The organism is Methanobacterium paludis (assembly GCF_000214725.1).
GTDB classification, from domain to species: Archaea; Methanobacteriota; Methanobacteria; order Methanobacteriales; family Methanobacteriaceae; genus Methanobacterium_C; species Methanobacterium_C paludis.
Genome location: NC_015574.1, coordinates 1,233,315 through 1,249,946 on the forward strand (window position 1 = coordinate 1,233,315; position 16,632 = coordinate 1,249,946).

24 protein-coding genes are annotated in these 16,632 nt (G+C 30.2%); 7 read left to right on the forward strand and 17 right to left on the reverse strand.

Annotation, left to right across the window (positions count from 1 at the left end):
* Positions 1-288 precede the first annotated feature (288 nt).
* Together MSWAN_RS05695 and MSWAN_RS05700 are read left to right on the forward strand one after the other, a co-directional pair.
* A complete protein-coding gene (locus tag MSWAN_RS05695) occupies positions 289-1,335 on the forward strand; it encodes a histidine kinase dimerization/phosphoacceptor domain -containing protein (protein ID WP_013825660.1) in 1,047 nt (348 codons plus the stop codon).
* Entirely contained in the window at positions 1,335-1,730 is a 396-nt protein-coding gene (locus tag MSWAN_RS05700; RefSeq protein WP_013825661.1) for a response regulator, read from the forward strand. Before MSWAN_RS05695 ends, MSWAN_RS05700 begins: the two co-directional genes overlap by 1 nt.
* Positions 1,731-1,745: 15 nt before the next feature.
* Here MSWAN_RS05700 and MSWAN_RS12755 read toward each other — a convergent pair whose 3' ends face one another.
* The 4 genes from MSWAN_RS12755 to MSWAN_RS05715 form a co-directional block, all read right to left on the reverse strand.
* Positions 1,746-1,907 carry a hypothetical protein gene (locus MSWAN_RS12755; protein ID WP_013825662.1) on the reverse strand — a complete coding sequence of 54 codons (162 nt, stop codon included), beginning with the start codon at positions 1,905-1,907 and terminating at the stop codon, positions 1,746-1,748.
* Positions 1,908-2,041: 134 nt separating this feature from the next.
* Positions 2,042-2,248, reverse strand: coding sequence for a hypothetical protein (locus MSWAN_RS05705; protein ID WP_013825663.1), 207 nt, complete (start codon positions 2,246-2,248; stop codon positions 2,042-2,044).
* A gap of 365 nt (positions 2,249-2,613) precedes the next feature.
* Positions 2,614-2,883, reverse strand: a complete 270-nt coding sequence (locus MSWAN_RS05710; RefSeq protein ID WP_013825664.1) for a hypothetical protein — start codon at positions 2,881-2,883, stop codon at positions 2,614-2,616.
* 325 nt (positions 2,884-3,208) lie between these two features.
* On the reverse strand, positions 3,209-3,988 hold the full coding sequence (locus MSWAN_RS05715) for an ATP-binding protein (RefSeq protein WP_013825665.1): 780 nt from the start codon (positions 3,986-3,988) through the stop codon (positions 3,209-3,211).
* Between the two features lie 461 nt (positions 3,989-4,449).
* Between MSWAN_RS05715 and MSWAN_RS05720 the strand changes: the two genes are divergently transcribed.
* The 3 genes from MSWAN_RS05720 to MSWAN_RS05730 all read left to right on the forward strand — a co-directional run bounded on the left by MSWAN_RS05720 (position 4,450) and on the right by MSWAN_RS05730 (position 6,956).
* On the forward strand, positions 4,450-5,631 hold the full coding sequence (locus tag MSWAN_RS05720; RefSeq protein WP_013825666.1) for an ABC transporter permease: 1,182 nt from the start codon (positions 4,450-4,452) through the stop codon (positions 5,629-5,631).
* Entirely contained in the window at positions 5,624-6,319 is a 696-nt protein-coding gene (locus tag MSWAN_RS05725; RefSeq protein WP_013825667.1) for an ABC transporter ATP-binding protein, read from the forward strand. The genes MSWAN_RS05720 and MSWAN_RS05725 overlap by 8 nt, the downstream gene beginning before the upstream one ends.
* Positions 6,320-6,656: 337 nt before the next feature.
* Complete coding sequence (locus MSWAN_RS05730; RefSeq protein WP_013825668.1) at positions 6,657-6,956, forward strand: DUF3892 domain-containing protein; 300 nt, start codon at positions 6,657-6,659, stop codon at positions 6,954-6,956.
* Between the two features lie 60 nt (positions 6,957-7,016).
* Here MSWAN_RS05730 and MSWAN_RS05735 read toward each other — a convergent pair whose 3' ends face one another.
* The gene (locus tag MSWAN_RS05735; protein ID WP_013825669.1) at positions 7,017-7,289 is read right to left on the reverse strand and encodes a hypothetical protein; all 273 of its coding nucleotides are present in this window, start codon (positions 7,287-7,289) and stop codon (positions 7,017-7,019) included.
* Positions 7,290-7,556: 267 nt separating this feature from the next.
* Complete coding sequence (locus MSWAN_RS05740; protein ID WP_048187949.1) at positions 7,557-7,811, reverse strand: hypothetical protein; 255 nt, start codon at positions 7,809-7,811, stop codon at positions 7,557-7,559.
* Positions 7,812-8,075: 264 nt separating this feature from the next.
* On the opposite strand from MSWAN_RS05740, the gene MSWAN_RS05745 reads away from it, so the two are divergent.
* Positions 8,076-8,381 carry a DUF3892 domain-containing protein gene (locus MSWAN_RS05745; protein WP_013825671.1) on the forward strand — a complete coding sequence of 102 codons (306 nt, stop codon included), beginning with the start codon at positions 8,076-8,078 and terminating at the stop codon, positions 8,379-8,381.
* Positions 8,382-8,664: 283 nt separating this feature from the next.
* Here MSWAN_RS05745 and MSWAN_RS05750 read toward each other — a convergent pair whose 3' ends face one another.
* The 10 genes from MSWAN_RS05750 to MSWAN_RS05785 all read right to left on the reverse strand — a co-directional run bounded on the left by MSWAN_RS05750 (position 8,665) and on the right by MSWAN_RS05785 (position 14,804).
* Entirely contained in the window at positions 8,665-8,946 is a 282-nt protein-coding gene (locus MSWAN_RS05750) for a hypothetical protein (RefSeq protein ID WP_013825672.1), read from the reverse strand.
* A gap of 555 nt (positions 8,947-9,501) precedes the next feature.
* On the reverse strand, positions 9,502-9,771 hold the full coding sequence (locus MSWAN_RS05755) for a hypothetical protein (protein ID WP_013825673.1): 270 nt from the start codon (positions 9,769-9,771) through the stop codon (positions 9,502-9,504).
* A 400-nt stretch (positions 9,772-10,171) separates the two neighbouring features.
* Positions 10,172-10,543 (reverse strand): hypothetical protein, encoded by a 372-nt coding sequence (locus tag MSWAN_RS05760; RefSeq protein ID WP_013825674.1) that lies wholly within the window; start codon positions 10,541-10,543, stop codon positions 10,172-10,174.
* Between the two features lie 3 nt (positions 10,544-10,546).
* A complete protein-coding gene (locus MSWAN_RS12760) occupies positions 10,547-10,702 on the reverse strand; it encodes a hypothetical protein (RefSeq protein ID WP_013825675.1) in 156 nt (51 codons plus the stop codon).
* Positions 10,703-11,004: 302 nt separating this feature from the next.
* Positions 11,005-11,187: a hypothetical protein gene (locus MSWAN_RS05765; protein WP_048187951.1), complete on the reverse strand. Its 183-nt coding sequence runs from the start codon at positions 11,185-11,187 to the stop codon at positions 11,005-11,007.
* Between the two features lie 129 nt (positions 11,188-11,316).
* The gene (locus MSWAN_RS05770; RefSeq protein WP_013825676.1) at positions 11,317-12,486 is read right to left on the reverse strand and encodes an MFS transporter; all 1,170 of its coding nucleotides are present in this window, start codon (positions 12,484-12,486) and stop codon (positions 11,317-11,319) included.
* Entirely contained in the window at positions 12,487-12,933 is a 447-nt protein-coding gene (locus MSWAN_RS05775) for a MarR family winged helix-turn-helix transcriptional regulator (RefSeq protein WP_013825677.1), read from the reverse strand. It lies immediately after the preceding gene.
* 612 nt (positions 12,934-13,545) lie between these two features.
* Entirely contained in the window at positions 13,546-13,707 is a 162-nt protein-coding gene (locus tag MSWAN_RS12765; RefSeq protein ID WP_013825662.1) for a hypothetical protein, read from the reverse strand.
* A gap of 130 nt (positions 13,708-13,837) precedes the next feature.
* Positions 13,838-14,233 carry a hypothetical protein gene (locus MSWAN_RS05780; RefSeq protein WP_013825678.1) on the reverse strand — a complete coding sequence of 132 codons (396 nt, stop codon included), beginning with the start codon at positions 14,231-14,233 and terminating at the stop codon, positions 13,838-13,840.
* 25 nt (positions 14,234-14,258) lie between these two features.
* Positions 14,259-14,804, reverse strand: a complete 546-nt coding sequence (locus tag MSWAN_RS05785; RefSeq protein WP_013825679.1) for a hypothetical protein — start codon at positions 14,802-14,804, stop codon at positions 14,259-14,261.
* Positions 14,805-15,492: 688 nt separating this feature from the next.
* On the opposite strand from MSWAN_RS05785, the gene MSWAN_RS05790 reads away from it, so the two are divergent.
* A complete protein-coding gene (locus tag MSWAN_RS05790) occupies positions 15,493-15,747 on the forward strand; it encodes a response regulator (RefSeq protein WP_013825680.1) in 255 nt (84 codons plus the stop codon).
* A 175-nt stretch (positions 15,748-15,922) separates the two neighbouring features.
* Here the strand turns inward: MSWAN_RS05790 and MSWAN_RS05795 are convergent, their stop codons facing one another.
* A complete protein-coding gene (locus MSWAN_RS05795; RefSeq protein WP_013825681.1) occupies positions 15,923-16,264 on the reverse strand; it encodes a hypothetical protein in 342 nt (113 codons plus the stop codon).
* Between the last annotated feature and the right edge of the window lie 368 nt (positions 16,265-16,632).

Genomic DNA, 16,632 nt, shown 5'->3' on the forward strand with positions numbered 1-16,632 from the left:
TTTTGAAAAAAGCTTTTCCTTTTTTTATATTGTTTGATAATCTGTGATATATTTCACAAAAAATTTATAAAAAAAATAAATAGATGTGACATTAGAAAAGCACTATCCCTTAATAAAAAGTTATTTGGACTTATTTATAAATCACCTTTAAATAAAAAATCGGATAATGAATTTAAGTTTTAAAATAGCTGTTATATTGTCTAAAAACTTATCTATGTTTTAAAATATTTTTTTAATAAATTTTGCTGCCATAGTTAAGGTATCAAATAAAAATAGAGAGTTACTTAGATGCAAAAAAAAGATATTAAACGTTGTCAAAGTGCTGATAAAGCTACCAAAATATGGGAAGATTATAACAAAGCTGTTTTTGAGAATATTGGAATTGCAATAGTTATAATAAAAAAAGATGGTACTATCTTCCATGTAAATAATGAATTTGAGAATCTTTGTGGATACTCAAAGGAAGAGATAGAAGGTAAAAAAAGTTTTGAAAAGTTTTTGTTAAAAGAAAAGGTAGAAAAAGTAAGGATTTACGACATTTTAAGATATTATAATTCATGTATACCTCCCAAAACTTATAAAACTTGCTTGGTACATAAAAAAGGCAATATTTTAGATGTTTATTTAACTCTAAATTTACTTTCTTACACCGACAAATTGGTAGTGACCATACAGGATATTACAAAACTTAAAAAAACAGAAGCGGATTTGAAGATATGTATTAAAGAAAAAGAAGTTCTTTTGAGAGAATTAAATCATAGAGTCAGAAATAACCTGCAGATGATTTATAGTTTACTTAATCTTGAGAAAAGTTATCTAAAAGAAGAGGAAGCTATTAAACTGTTACAATCAACACAAAATCGACTTAAAGCAATGATTTATGTTTATAATATGGTTCATGAAGTAAATAATTTATCTGTTATAGACTTTTCAGTTTACATCCAAAAATTGGTGCTTGACCTGTTTCATGTCTATGATGCAAAAAATAATATTAAACCAATGTTTAATATTGACCAAATTTTCTTCAATATTGAAACTGTAATTCCCTGTGGATTTATAGTAAGTGAAATAGTTTACAATATCATTAAATACGCATTTCCAAATAATGAAACCGGTAAAATAACATTAGATTTCCATTCATACAGTGATGAAGAATTTAAACTCATAATCAGCAGCAATGGTAAAAGCATTGATTTTAATAATAAAAACTCTTTTGGATTGGCTCTAATAAAAATGCTTGTAAAACAATTAGATAGTTCATTAGAAATAGATAACAATCCTGGAACAACATTTAAAATAAAATTTAAAGAATTAAATTATGCGGAGCGAAGATAATGTCTGATGAAAATATTTTGATAGTTGAAGATGAGATGATCTTAGCAATGAGTATGAAACAGGAACTGATGAATCTAGATTATAACATTGTAGATGTAGTTGATACTGGTGAAAAAGCAATTAAGTCCGCTAATGAACTGAAACCGGATCTAATCATGATGGACATAACATTAAAAGGAAAAATGGACGGTATAGAATCTGCAAAACAAATAAATGAAAATTTAGATATTCCAATCATTTATATGACAGCATATTCAAACGACGACGTGTTAAATCGTATTATAAAAACTAAAACCTATGGTTATTTATGTAAACCTTTCGAAAAAGAAGAAATGAATACTGCTATCAAAACAATTATTTCCAAACATAAATCAAGGATTGAAATTATCAATTAAATTATTTTTACTAACTCATTTATTCTCAACCATGTTTATGGCTTCCATTAATTCTTTTTGTTCCAATTCTATGTTTTCCTTATTTTCTTCAGGCAACATCTCAATTAGGTCATCATAGATGTTTACAGCATCTTTTGCAAAGTTTATTATAATTTTTTCAGCCGTTTGTTTATCCATTTTAATTACCTTTCCCTTTTTGTTGTATTCCTAATAAACTACCTGATTACTTATTGAAAAAACTTTAGTTAAACTATTTCCATCTTTTTGAAGTTTATATCCCTATAGAACACAGATCTATATTTTTCTTATATTCATTGGTTAGACATGAAAATAGAAGGGTCACTGTCTTTAGTTAGATATTCCTCAAATACTTTTTTAGTATTTTCACGATCAATAATCGCTGCTCTTGTTAATGTTTCTAAGTCTTCTCGTGTTAATTTTTTGAGTTCTTGATCTAATTTTTCATATTTATCTTCCCAATTTGTTTCAATGATCTGTAAAATTTTATTCATGTTCATATATTCCCACCCAGTTCCACCTTTGTTTATCATAATATTATGATCAAATTTTCTTAAAAGGTTATTCCTAAAACTTTAAATAGTACTTAGATTTTAGTGTTTATAGTGTTTTCAGGTTTCGTTATACAATTAAGAATTTACCTTTACTTCGTTATAGATATATGTCTAGATACAGGGACATAAGACTAAAACACGAACAATTAGAAAATTTTAAATAATAAAAAAAATAAATTAAACTAAACGTGAGTTAATTAACTCATAACTTGGATATTGAGAATACTTTGGATAGATATGCAAGATAGGTAAAAAAGGGGGAGGTAGACACCCTAACCCCTTTTTTACCATTAAACTTCTCTATTTTCTTATTATTTTAAAAAATAGTTATATGCATCCTCCAAATTTAACACCATACTCACAGTACTGGGAGCATATACTATTCTTTTTACAACATTTGCTTGAATTGCCCGCCTCAAAATATTACGGATTTGAGGTTCTTCATCCCTTTTGAAGGAGATAACAATAGAATTTGTTTCAAAATGGAGTTCACAGTCAAAAAGATGGTGGAACATACGGCTTAAGTCCGCTTCATTTTCCCTCATGGAATCAATTGATTTTGAAAAGTTTTTATCAGTCATTTAATCATTCCATTCCTCCCACCTTAGAATTAAATTTATTCATATCTTTTTGATAAACTTTATTCCTAAAAATTTTTATAATATGATGTTCTTAGTAATAGATGTGAATAAACCTTCATCAACCCATGGTGTTAGTTTATAACAATTTTTTTTAAGTGCTTGCACATACTAAAAAAGGAAGACACAGCCCACTATTCTGCTCAAAATATTTCTACACACAAGCTGTGTCTTCCGTGCCTCCTATTTCTAAAGTATTTCCCTTTTTTAGTGTCAAAACCGTACAAATCATAACCAGTTCCAAAAGATTAATGATTATAATATTTGATCAGAGTTTAATCCTTGGGACCAGATCAATCGACTCTTCAGGGCAAAACCTCCTGCAAACACCACAACCGTGACAATTAGGATTTATCTCTGCTTTTCCGTTATTAATTGAAATTCCAGCAAATTGACAGACATCTCTGCATTTTCCACATCCAGTACATGCATCGTGATTCACCTTTGCTACCTCATGCCCCTTGAATATTATCTTAGAAGATTTATATTGATTTTTAAGGTGAAATAACAAACAACCTTGATTATCACAGTTGCATATAGCTCCAATGTAAGGGGTTAGGAATGTCCATACTGTATGTATAGCACCATTCGATTCGACTGATTCTAATAATTCTGTAACATTTTCACATCCCATATCAGACAGTCCTGAGAATTCAGGGATATTTTCCACGATGTCAGCTGTTGTTCCAAAGAGTATACATTTTTTCTCTCCTTTACCGAATAAGTATTTCTGGCATGGGCAGTCTATAACACTGACTCTTCCAGGGATGCTGCAGATGGCAGTGGCATCTTCCAGTGAAATCACCTGCCCTGCATGTTTTTGAGAAAAATAATTATTAAGTTTCACCTTTGCATACCCTTGGATGAAGGGTATTTTTCCAGCGATATCCATTTCTCTGGTTTTTCTTCTGTAGTTCTTTTCATAGTTTCTAAAAAAATCCTCGATGAATTCATCTCTTCCACCGGAAGACGCCAGTTTTTCGGCATAATTCTTGCTCTCTAAAAACCATTTTTTGCCAGCACCATGTTGAATACAAAATTCACACATCAAATCACCTGATTCATCATTAGATAATAAATAGGATAAAAACTATTACTTTATAACTCAAAAATTTAAAAAAGTTTACTTTAAAAAAAGCACAAATAGCAGGTTAATGAACATACAAAATATTCATAAAGTTTTTATTTCTTTTTAGAATAAATCAAATTCAAATTTTAAAAAAATAGTTTTAAAATATTATTCTAGTAGATCCTGGCGAAAAAGTTGGACGTTACCACATTTATTACAAACTAAAACCATCCAATTATTTGTTGCTATTGTGCGTAAACCTAATTTTCGTACCTTTTCACATATTCCAGGGTCAGTACCGGGCTTGGCATATACTTCATAGACTCCTTCTTCACAAAATAAATTAAATCGTATTTATGAGAATTTGGTATGAATTTGGTAGGGATTTTGGTGTAAATGTGAAATACTTACTTAACGTAATTATATGATAAAATGTATTTATGTCATTTTTATCGCTGGTGGTGAAAAATCCATTCAGAAACAAAACAAGGACTTCCCTTGCAATCGTTGGGATTGCAATAGGAATAACTATCATAGTGGCAATGGGTATGATTACAAGTGGTCTTCAATCTAGTACCCAAAGCACACTGAAGGCGGGTGCAGCCGAAATTACGGTGACAAACGCGAGTTCAAACTCATTTGGTTCAAGTGGAGGTACACTAGCCCAAAGCTGGGTAACCAAGGTGGAAAATATAAGCGGAGTTAAAACTGCTGCAGGATTTTTAAGTGTAAGTAACTCTAGTTCCAGCAATACATCTGGAAGTTCTACAAGTTCCTCCAGTGGATCAAGCCCAGGTGGATCAAGTATGGGTGGTTTGACCATAATTGGTATTGACAGCACCCAGTTAAGTCTTGCAGGAGTTAGTAGTACTGATGTTAACGGAAGTTTGTTCAGCAACGGAAGTACAAGTGAAGTTATAATTGGTAAAAATTCAGCTCAATCTCTTAACAAAACTATTGGAGATACAATAAATCTCTACGGTAAAGATTTCACGATCACAGGAATTTATCAAACTGGAAACATTATGCAAGATCAAAACGTATACATGTCACTTAACACCCTCCAGAACATCACAAACAACACAGGCAAAATCAGCAGCATATATGTTAAGGATGCTGACAATACAAACGATACACAGGTGAGTAACGCAATTAAAGCTGCATATCCAAATGATTTGTCCACAACAACAGCGGAAGATCAGGCCAACAAAATGAACAGTATCATGGGAACAATAGACTCAGCTTCATGGGCAATTTCACTCCTGGCAATATTCATTGGAGGAATTGGAGTTATAAACACCATGATAATGTCCGTGTTTGAGAGAACAAGAGAAATAGGAGTTCTTAAAGCTGTCGGATGGAAAAACAGAAGAATTTTAGGAATGATAATCGGTGAATCCATCGTACTCACATTCTTAGCTGCAGTTGTAGGTACAATTGTAGGTGTGGTGGGAGTTGAAGCTCTACTGTACTTCTCAGGCACTTCAATGACAGCGACGTTTACATTGGCTATATTATTAAGAGCTTTCGGAGTGGCTTTATTGGTAGGAGTAATTGGTGGGCTTTACCCTGCTTACAGGGCTACAAAACTAGCACCAACGGAGGCACTGAGATATGAATAACCACAATATTTCCAAAAAAAATGAAAATATAATTGAAATTAAAAACCTTAAAAAAAGTTACGACAAAGGAAAGATAAAAGCCTTAAACGGTATTAACCTTGAAGTAAAAGATGGAGAGTTTATATCCATAATGGGACGTTCTGGCTCTGGAAAATCAACCCTCCTTAACATGCTCGGAGCACTGGATACTGCAGATGAAGGTTCAATTGAGGTGGCAGGCATAGATCTTATGAAGACAAAAAAACTCGATGAATTCCGATCAAAGAAGATCGGATTCATCTTCCAATTCCACAATCTGATCCCCAACCTGACTGTAGTTGAAAATGTGGAAATTCCTTTGTATGAAACTAAAACATCAAATAAGGATATGAGAGCAAGGGCACTTGAGCTTCTAGACGATGTTAACCTGAGTCACAGGGTAGACCAAAGACCTAACACACTTTCTGGTGGAGAAAGGCAAAGAGTAGCCATAGCAAGGGCTTTGGTTAATCATCCATCCATTATTTTAGCTGATGAACCTACAGGATCTCTGGATTCCAAGACAGGTGATGTGATACTGAACCTCTTGAATGATATCCAAAAAAAGGAAAACGTAACTTTAATAATGGTAACACACGAACCAGAGGTGGCAAAAAGAGCTGAAAGAATTGTAACCGTACTCGATGGAAAATTATCCGAAAATTGCTGAGCTAAAAAAACTTATGAAACTTTTTTTTACATTTTTTTATTTTAACGGATAAAGTTAATTACAACGCATTTTCCTGATTCCCTCCCTTATTTTAATACACACTATCTCCATATTAATAATTGAACAGTCTATAAGATTATATTTTGTGTTATAACCGTGGTAAATCAAGTTTCAGGAAAAAAATAATAAAATAATCATCAAAATTAATTGTTTTAATTTAACCTAACCATAAAATTTACTATTAATATTTGAATAGGAACTTTTATTATTAATACTCCAAAACTTATCAATCACTGAAATAAAATGTTAAAACATTTTAGAAAAGGAGGAGAGGAAAATGAAATGGGCAGATTACGGTATTTCTGCAGTTAAATACAACAGTACAGATACCCATATTGAAAAAGTTAGAGTCCATCTAGACAATGGAGATACCCTGGAACCTGCAAGTGAATGGTTAAGAACGGATGTAATTTCCGCATTAGAAAAAGGTAAAACATTCGTTACAATCATAGAAGATGCAGGCAAATGGGCAAAAGGCCAAAAGGTTCATATAATCCCTGTGGACAACGCAGAATACATCCGCACAGATACAAATAACACAGCATCAAATAATCTAGATAAATTACCTAAATTTTAACTAAAATTTCTTATTATTTTTTGGAGTATTAAAAAAATCATATCCGTAATATTTTTGATATTAATATATCATTAATTTTAATCCTGTTTCATGTTTTATATATTTGAATTTTGGAGTTTTCTTGGAATCTGTATTTAATTTTTTTAGTATGTCTAGTTGATTTTCATCAAGTTTTTTGAGGATAGGTATTTCATAAGTATAATCTAATTCATCCTTTTCATCTTCAATACAACTAGTATTAATTGACCTAGAATCATCAAATAAGCCCCACTTACTCAATGTTATTGTTACGTTTTGTACTAATTCACTCCAATTATTATCTGATGGTATCATTAAAATCCTCCTTAAACATAGTTTATACTCCTATAACCTGTTTAAAAAGTCTATTCATTTAATTTACATGTCCCATCTATTTGTTTGATTATCTTATCATATTACTTTATTAATAAGGTTTGTTTCTGATGTACCTTCATTTTCCCTTCAACTTTCATGAACCTACTAAACGTAATCTTACCCTTTTTAACTAATTTAACAGAGTTTTGATTTCTTGAGTAAGATTCTTTTGAAATTAAATTTGAAAAATAGAATTAAATCTAAATATTAAAGTATTATGTCACGTTTATCTGTCCAAAATTGAAGTAATGTAGATAGCTTTGCCATTTTCACTTCAACAGACATGTCTTTATCAGACATAATATTTTTAAAATTCTGATATACTTCATACTCCATAAGTCCTAGTTTTGAATGTTTATCATGTAATTTTCCATATTTTTTAGCTAAAGTTACCCTGTCCATTAATGCTACTTCATGCCAAAATAACGCAGCTATTTCCATTTTTGAATCTTTTTTATCCATGAATTCACCCATATTTTTTATTTAATTAACTAATTTAGATCCACATAGAGATTAAACCAGTTTATCCATAATTAACCATCCTCTTATTTGTTATCAAATAATTCTATGTATCCAAACTGAGTAAAATTAATCATTTCTTTAATCTATCCATAAAATTTACTATTAACGTCCAAATAGGAACTTTTATTGTTAATACTCCAAAATTCCTATATCAAGGGAAATGAAAATACAAAGTTGTTTCAATAGAAAAAGGAGGAGATAGGAGTGAGTAAATGGGCTGATTATTGTATTTCTGCAGTTAGATATAACAATACAGGAAATCACATTGAAAAAGTTCAGGTCTGTGAAGACTATGGTAAAACATTAGGAAATTTTGAAGAATGGCTACGAAGTAATGTTATTTCATCATTAGACAATAATAAAACATTTGTAACAATCTTAATGAATGAAGGGGGGTCTTGTAGTAGAGGTGTAGATGTTCATGGAGTCAACGTAAATGGGAAGAAGTATATTAGAACTGATGAAGACCAGACAACTCAAGATAATTTAGGAGATCTTCCTAGGTTTTAATTATTAACATACAAAATTTCTTATAAAACCTAAGAAAATATAATCATCCATTTTTTTGGCTAATTTGGCTACCGTTAGATTTCATATTCTGAGCCCGGCTAAGTAGATTCCTATAGGGCCCAAATGTAGCCTTTTTGGATAAGTCTTAATGAAAAGTTAAATAAAACAATAAGCACATAGAACGCTTAATTTGGTTACCTCATAAAAAAATTACAAAATCGCCGAAAAAAAGAAACTTAAGAAAACTCTCAAACAAAACTAAAATGTTTCAATTGAAGTAAAATTAATCCTTACCTTTTTTCATTAAATACATTAATACTTGTGATTCAGTTTCTTCAAATCGTATCTCCTTTATTTTATAATAACCTGAAACATCTTTCCCTCTATGATCATGCCCAACTATTTTAACATCTTCCAAATTGTTAAAGTCATTGTTAACTATTTCTGCGTTAGAACCATGAATTAATAATTGTAAAAATTGATTACCTATAAAATAGTTCCTTGTAAACTCTTCATACTCTATACATCTCTGTTTACCATTCTCTTTTGTTATACAAAAACCCATATTCTCACCCCTCCTTTCATATATTGTTGATGTTTTACTATCTCTTTAGCAATGTATAACTAAATATGTAAACCATTAATTAACCAATTCTTCTCTTTTTTTTCAGGGTAATTCATCCCCTTCTTCTTTCTCTAACCTTTTCACTTCATTGCTATCTAAACTTATAACATTGTTGTTAATAAGATCGTGCATTAAATTTTAGGATCTGAAAAAAATGAGAGAAAAAATCAATGTATAACTGGGAAGCGTTCAAAAACACTACTCTTTCCACTTTAGGGTCGTTGAAAAGCTCCCCAAAAAGTTTAAAAAATACTATGAACTGGACTTTGAAGAATTCCTAAAATAGGTTAAAAAGAAAAAAGGTTAATATTAAACCTAAGAAAACACAAGAACGGTTAAAATAATGAATTTAATAGAAGTTTTGCAATCATTAATCCTCTTCTCCAACAGATAAAGGGAAACCGACAGGGAGATCGATGAAATGGTCTATGATCTGTACGGTTTGACATCTAAAAAGGGAGATTGTTGAAGAGAGTTTAAACAACTAAAAAATGATCATAAATTACTTAGCGCTAAGTCTAAGACATTCCCTTGCTTATTTAAAGTCTTTATTTCATAAGAGCCTGAACAATCTATTCCCTTAGTATCATACACATTTTTTACTTTAAGATTTTTGCCTTTTACAGATTCTAAAAATCTGTTTATTTTATCTAAATCCCAACCTCGAATTTTAATGTTCAAAGTACCATCCGTACCACGATCAACCAAACGAAGGTCTGTATTTTCAATATTTATGCTATATTCATGTTTTGTACCTATTCTCATATTACCACAGTCTTAATATTTAAATAAACTCTTATATTAAACTTTATCTTCCGAAAAACTCACTTTATTATTTAACAAACCTGTTTTAATTTTTGATTCCTTGGAAATATAGATTTAAACTCTTAGTTTTACTTTTATTTTGGAGTTTAAGGCATTTATAGATGTTTTTACTCCATAATGCTCTAACTTTACGAACAGGACATATTACATTTGTTCATAGATATGATAACATGAAACCATGTCCTACTTGATTACTGTTAATATATTCCATGTACTATTTTTTTCCAGTTTCTGTGAAACTTCCAACTTTGATATTTATGAGCTTTAAAAACAGTTTTTATCTTCTCTAAAGTTTCTTCCAGGATTTTATACTGCTTTTAGTGAACCTTTAAAGGTTTATTTAATCAAACTCCAAAACTTCTTTACTTATAAGTTCACCCACATTTGTTTCAAATATTAATTTTATTTCAACATTGTAAGCTGTCATTTGTTGACGTCGCATCCGTAATTGTTCTCGAATTTCATGTTCAACCGTTTTGAAGTCATCTTTATTTTTTAAAACAACTGTGATTTGTGCCATCTTATTTCTTTCATCCCTAAAACCATAAGCTTCGCCTGGAACTTTTTTTGCTTCCAGATATTTCTTTATGGTCTTCACAGCTCGGTCAAAATCTGCAAATATGCCTTTAACTTTACGTGCATCAAAGTCCACGTTTGCATCATTAGTTCCGGTTGCATTCATGGTTCCATCCTGTGGTTTATCTGTTTCCATGTTTTAATCCTCCTTTTTTTTAAGTTTTAACGGATTCATGAAGAGTCTGCCCATGATTTCCTCAACTTTTGAATGTTCATATTTTGCATTAATTTTTATTTCTGCGACATCCTCGTACTCAATTACTTTGCCTGTGTTAAAGATCAGTTTAACTTTCACTTAATCGCCTTTCATTTCATAAATCATAAACTTAATAAAATCTCTTCGTTCAGCCCTTGGAACATATATCCGCTGCCCTAAGATTATTTTTATTAATTCCTCATCAGAAAATCATCCAAATTAATCACCTTCCTTAAATAAACATCCACCTCCACAAAGATAAAATATATTCTTTTATCCATGAAATCATCTTTTTTTATTATTTCAATACATTGCTGTTGAGGTATAGTAAACTCCTTCATTTTTAGAGCCGTACCTCTCTTTAAATTCTATTTCAGTCCTGCATTCTTTACAAATTACCATCATTTTGATCTCCATTCATAGCCAAAGATGCTTGGAGGGTCGGCATGATGTTTCACAAACTTACAATTCAATTCTTTAGGTATGGCCTTTTTAAGCTTTGCAAGACTAAACTTATACAAATCTGCAAATATCCTCCAATGGTCCAGGCCAATACAATCAAGATTGTTAATGATCGCAACCACCAGATCTGCTATTTCTTCAACTGATTTTTCCCCTCTGGTTTGATTTCTGCCTGTAATTCCATCTCCAGATCATTTTTTTGTTTAAGTTCCAGGTGCAAATTTTTTGTTCAATTCCTATTCCTTGAATTCCTATCCATTAACTGAAATTTTATTTCTTTTTCTATGCAAGTTTAATATGTATAATACTAAGAATGTTACCATGCATATTGAAGAAATGCTGAAAGTCTTTGCTAATCCAATGTAACCTGAGATTGTACCAAATATTAAAGAACCAAGGGCAATTCCAACATCCAGTGATGCTAGATATGTTCCGTTTGCAGCACCAACACGCTCTTCTGGTGAAGCATTCACTGCCCATGTTTGCAAAATCGGACCAATAACTCCATAACCAAAACCATAAAACAATGAAGCAATTATTAAGGGTATAAGTCCGTTTGCAAGGGACATTATAATTAATGCCATGATGACACAAAGGGGGCTTATGATTAAAACTGATTTATCTCCATATTTGTTGTTAAGTTTATTTACAATAGGATTACTCAACAAAATCATTAAAGTCAGTCCAACGAAGAATAAGCTACCATTTACCCCAATTTGTTGTCCATACACAACTACAAATGCCATGACAAAACCTAACGTCATCATCAGTAAGGTAGCTAATAATGATGGAAATAAAGCATTTTTTTCAAACATATCTTTTAAGTTAAATTTTTTTTCGATTACTGCTTGAGGTTTTTCAAATTTAGGATATTTTATTAATTTTGCCATTACAATACAAATTACCATTAAAAATGTAACTAATAGGGCTGTTGGAGTAAAACCAAACTTTAACATGACAAAAGACCCTATGATAGGACCCGCTGCCATTGTCATGCTTTGGGCAAAAACAAAGTATCTCCAACCATACACTAACAATTCTTTAGGAACTACATCAACTGTTAATGCAGAGTTTGCAGTTGAAGTGATACCCCAAACGAAACCATGACCAAAACGAACAACCAATAATAGAATAATAGCCAAAGGTAAACAGAAGAATGCTGTAACAATGGTTATTGAAATCAGACCTAATATATAAACTCGTTCTCTTCCATAGTTATCAAGTAAATGACCAGCTACAGGTCTTGATATTAAAGCGGCTACAGCAAACAAACTAACTATCAGCCCCATTTCAGTCGAATTTCCCCCAATATTTTTTACATAAAGCGGTAGCGTGACCACAAGGACACTATACCCAATATACATAAAAAAAGTTAATAATAATATGAAAAGAAAATTTCTTGACCACAATTTATTTTCCACTTAGGTCTCCTCTCTGATTATTTCTTCAATATTATCGAGAAACTTTTTAAACATGTTGTTAAGATGTATGATCTCATCTTCTGAGATTCCATTCCTTATCCTAGTTCGAATTTCCTCTTCTACGGGAAGAATTTGCTGGACAATTGTTTTACCTTTATTAGTCTCAACTAAAACTATTGAACGCCTGTCTTCATCATTTACATGTCTTTCTATCAAGTTTTTTTGTTCTAATTGATCTAAAATCCTTGTTAAAGTTGATTTACCTTTGTTGGTTAGGTCTGCAATTACTTTTTGAGTTGAAAAATCAGTATTTGTGATAGTTCTTAAAACAAACCACTGTTCATGAGTTATATCAAATTTTTTAAGTTTTAAAGACATAATTAAAGCATTTTTTCTTCTTATCTCCGTAGTTAACGAAAATAAATCTGCTAAGCTCGTTTGATCCATACTCTTTTCCTTCTTTTAGTTGTCATGCGAACAATACGTATAGCAACAAATATAATTTCATACTATTTAAAGTTTTTACGATTTCAAAAGGAGAAATGAAATAATAAAAAACACGAAAACCAAAAAAAAGTGGATAGAATAAAATACCTTAAAAAGGTGCTAAATTGATAAAAAATCTTTACATTGTTTGATAGAGTTTTTGAGATGATGTGTTAAATCGTATGATAAAGACTAGAACCTATGGTTACATATGCAACCTTTCGAAAAAGAAGAAATGAATACTGTATCAAAACAGTTATTTCCAAACATAAATCAAGGATTAAATTGAAAAATAGTATATTAAAGTATAGTGTCACGTTTATCTTCCTAACATTGGAGTAATGCAGATATTTTTGTCATTTTCACATCTACAGACATATCTACATCTGACATAATGTTTTTAAAATCCCGATATACTCTATACTCCATATGTACTAGTTTTGAATGTTTATCATGTAATTTACCATAGTTTTAGTTAAAGTATACCCTAGTCTATATTTATTTGACATATTTTATCCTTGTTTAAAGGGTAAAATTTTGCTTTAAACTATTAACCAGATTATTCTTACTAACTCATTTATTCTCAACCATGTTTATGGCTTCCATTAACTCTTTTTGTTCCAATTCTATGTTTTCCTTATTTTCTTCAGGCAACATCTCAATTAGGTCATCATAGATGTTTACAGCATCTTTTGCAAAGTTTATTATAATTTTTTCAGCCGTTTGTTTATCCATTTTAATTACCTTTCCATTTTTTTTGTATTCCTAATAAACTACCTGATTACCTATTGAAAAAAACTTCAGTTAAACTATTTCCATCTTTTTGAAGTTTATATCCACATAAAACACAGATCAAATTTACCCCTTATTTAAGTTTTTCATAAGGTTCAAATGTTTTTGGGTTATTTAACCCATCTTTACTGGATTCTATGATATTGATTGAGGATTCTAATTCTTCATTTCGCATTTGTTGATCAATTTTTAAACGATGAAATATGAATCCTATAACAGATACTATCGCTAGAAAAATCAGTAGATAAAAGGTTGAAATTAATATGTACTGTTCAAATGTCATAGTTTCCAGTGTGAGAAAAGATAATAATAGGGATGCTATAAATGCGAAAGAGAAAAAAGTGGAAATAAACAGTAATAATCTTTTGTCTTTGTCTTTTTCCATAAATGCAGAATATGCTGTTATGGATAAAGCAGATCCTGTTACACTAACAACCATTAAAGTAGGTATTAAAGCATTGACATCCATCTTTTTTAGACACCTCTTTAATTTTTCAGTTTATATAACATTGCTGGTTCAATGTGCTTTTTTTAGAAGTAGGTTCAGCATATTGTAACAGTTTTAGAAATGCTTGTTCATAAAATTGTATTAATTCAAGCTGAGCATTTTTAATTCCAGTTGCGCCACGTTTTTCATTGTGTCTGTGGATCTTTTCAATGAATAAATGCTTTTTATTGAAAATCATGTAGTGTTTTGTAGGTCTTACTGGGAGAATTAAATATTTTAGGAACTTGTGACTGGTAAGAATTGTGTGGATTTCATTTTTATCTTCACAAAATATTTTAGGACCACTTATAATTGTTATTGATTCAAAATTGTGATTAATTGCGTGTTTAATGATCTCTTGTGCACCTTCATCAAATTCTCCTACAACAGCTTTGAGTTCTAATTTTTCAGTGATTTTTCCTCTGTCCTTCAGGTTTTTAAGATCCTCGATTACGCTATATCTCCATGTTTTTCTTTTATATCTGTCTTTACTGTGAAAAAGAACAATTTCATCCCCATAATTCCTACTAGAATGAGGATTATACTTATACAAATGTTTTATCAGACAAATAGCTATGACTGTCGCGAATATGCTGAGTAGTGTTAAAATTTCAAGATTAAATTGAATTTAAGCTACCTCCTCAAAATTATGGTAAATACTCTACTTAAAGTTGATTTTATGAATTTTAAGGGAAATAATCAAAAATTGTCAATTAAAAAAACCAACATATGCAATATGATCAATAAACTATTTACTTATTTCTTTTTTGTTTAATAAAAAAGAAAAATATAACAAAAATGTTCATATATTTGGTGATTTTAATATACAAAAATTAAAAATAAAAATTTGAAGAATTTTAGAATTTAGGGATTCATTAAAAATGATGTTCAGTAAAAAAAGGATAATACTCTTTGAAAAAATGATTTAAAAAAAGCTTTTCCTTTTTTATATTGTTTGATAGTCATGTGATATGTTTCACAAAAAATTTATAAAAAAATAAATAGATGTGACAGTAGAAAAGCACTATTCTTTAAATAAAAGGTTATTTGAACTTATTTATAAATTCTCCTTGAATAAAAAATCGGATAATGAATTTAAGTTTTAAAATAGCTTTTATATTGTCTAAAAACTTATTTATGTTTTAAAATATTGGTGTAATGATGCTTGTGTTTTCTCCATAAGTTGAGGCATTAAAGAATTAAATTATAAGGGGTGAATTTAACTGTCTGGTGAAAATATTTTGATAGTTGAAGATGAGATGATCTCAGCAATGAGTACTAAACAGGGTTTGATAAATCTGGATTATAACGTTATAGGTATAGCAAATACTGGTAAAAAAGCAATTAAGTCCGCTAATGAACTGAAACCTGATCTAATCATGATGGACATAACCCTAAAAGGAGAAATGGACGGTATAGAAACTGCAAAACAAATAAATAAAAATTTAGATATTCCAATCATTTATATGACAGGATATTCAGGCGATGATGGTTAAATCATATGATAAAGACTAAAACCTATGGTCACATATGCAAACCTTTCGAAAAAGAAGAAATAGATACAGCTATCAAAACAGTTATTTTCAAACAAATCAAAGATTGAAACTATTTAATTTATACCAGATCCTGGCGAAAGAACTGGATGTTACCAAATTAATTCAACGTAGATTTTCAGTCATTTTGAACCCTTTCATTGGGCTGTTTATAGATCAAATATGCTGCACCATAACGTCCATTAGAAATTTTTTCATGATGTAAAATAACTTCTCCTCTTCCATTTTTAGAAAAATCAAGTTGGATTTTAGTCAACGTTTCAAGATCTGCAATTATTTCATATTTGTTTACCCCTAAATGCTTAAACCGATGAATATTGGGGTAATTCACTTTTAATTCTTCATATATTTCATATAACCCCATAACATGATTACACATTACACTTATTATTTCACCTTTTTTAATATTTCTCTGAGCTACCAGTTTGCCATTCTCATCTTTAATTGTATTATACTCCATTTTACCACCTATAATCTTATTTATCTTTCCTCATCTAAAAAACCTACTGTTCCATCCTTATAAAAAAATATGAGGCTTGTAAATATATTGTAGTGGTGTTCTCTCAAGCTATATGCTACTACTTAAAATATCAACCTTCATCACTGATCTCAGATAAGTTAAAGGTTTAGAAGCGTTAATATCCCTTTAATTTATATTTTATTTTAGCATATTCCTTTATTCTTTTTATTAAATAAATATAAAAATTTTTAATAGTAAATATCAGCATAAATACAAGATTTTAATAGTAACTACCAACATATAGTGTTATAGGTGAAATGGACTTCAATTATAAAATTGAATTGGATATAATTTGTTGGGGAGTGGAA

Bases quoted from the DNA above. Each gene is read 5' to 3' on its own strand.
- MSWAN_RS05705 (WP_013825663.1), bottom strand. From the start codon at position 2,248: ATGAACATGAATAAAATTTTACAGATCATTGAAACAAATTGGGAAGAT.
- MSWAN_RS05760 (WP_013825674.1), bottom strand. From the start codon at position 10,543: ATGGAAACAGATAAACCACAGGATGGAACCATGAATGCAACCGGAACT.
- MSWAN_RS05715 (WP_013825665.1), bottom strand. From the start codon at position 3,988: ATGTGTGAATTTTGTATTCAACATGGTGCTGGCAAAAAATGGTTTTTA.
- MSWAN_RS05780 (WP_013825678.1), bottom strand. From the start codon at position 14,233: ATGGATGTCAATGCTTTAATACCTACTTTAATGGTTGTTAGTGTAACA.
- MSWAN_RS05735 (WP_013825669.1), bottom strand. From the start codon at position 7,289: ATGATACCATCAGATAATAATTGGAGTGAATTAGTACAAAACGTAACA.
- MSWAN_RS05730 (WP_013825668.1), top strand. From the start codon at position 6,657: ATGAAATGGGCAGATTACGGTATTTCTGCAGTTAAATACAACAGTACA.
- MSWAN_RS05695 (WP_013825660.1), top strand. From the start codon at position 289: ATGCAAAAAAAAGATATTAAACGTTGTCAAAGTGCTGATAAAGCTACC.
- MSWAN_RS05725 (WP_013825667.1), top strand. From the start codon at position 5,624: ATGAATAACCACAATATTTCCAAAAAAAATGAAAATATAATTGAAATT.
- MSWAN_RS05740 (WP_048187949.1), bottom strand. From the start codon at position 7,811: ATGGATAAAAAAGATTCAAAAATGGAAATAGCTGCGTTATTTTGGCAT.
- MSWAN_RS12755 (WP_013825662.1), bottom strand. From the start codon at position 1,907: ATGGATAAACAAACGGCTGAAAAAATTATAATAAACTTTGCAAAAGAT.
- MSWAN_RS05750 (WP_013825672.1), bottom strand. From the start codon at position 8,946: ATGGGTTTTTGTATAACAAAAGAGAATGGTAAACAGAGATGTATAGAG.
- MSWAN_RS05700 (WP_013825661.1), top strand. From the start codon at position 1,335: ATGTCTGATGAAAATATTTTGATAGTTGAAGATGAGATGATCTTAGCA.
- MSWAN_RS05720 (WP_013825666.1), top strand. From the start codon at position 4,450: ATGTCATTTTTATCGCTGGTGGTGAAAAATCCATTCAGAAACAAAACA.
- MSWAN_RS05755 (WP_013825673.1), bottom strand. From the start codon at position 9,771: ATGAGAATAGGTACAAAACATGAATATAGCATAAATATTGAAAATACA.
- MSWAN_RS05710 (WP_013825664.1), bottom strand. From the start codon at position 2,883: ATGACTGATAAAAACTTTTCAAAATCAATTGATTCCATGAGGGAAAAT.
- MSWAN_RS05775 (WP_013825677.1), bottom strand. From the start codon at position 12,933: ATGGATCAAACGAGCTTAGCAGATTTATTTTCGTTAACTACGGAGATA.
- MSWAN_RS05795 (WP_013825681.1), bottom strand. From the start codon at position 16,264: ATGGAGTATAATACAATTAAAGATGAGAATGGCAAACTGGTAGCTCAG.
- MSWAN_RS12765 (WP_013825662.1), bottom strand. From the start codon at position 13,707: ATGGATAAACAAACGGCTGAAAAAATTATAATAAACTTTGCAAAAGAT.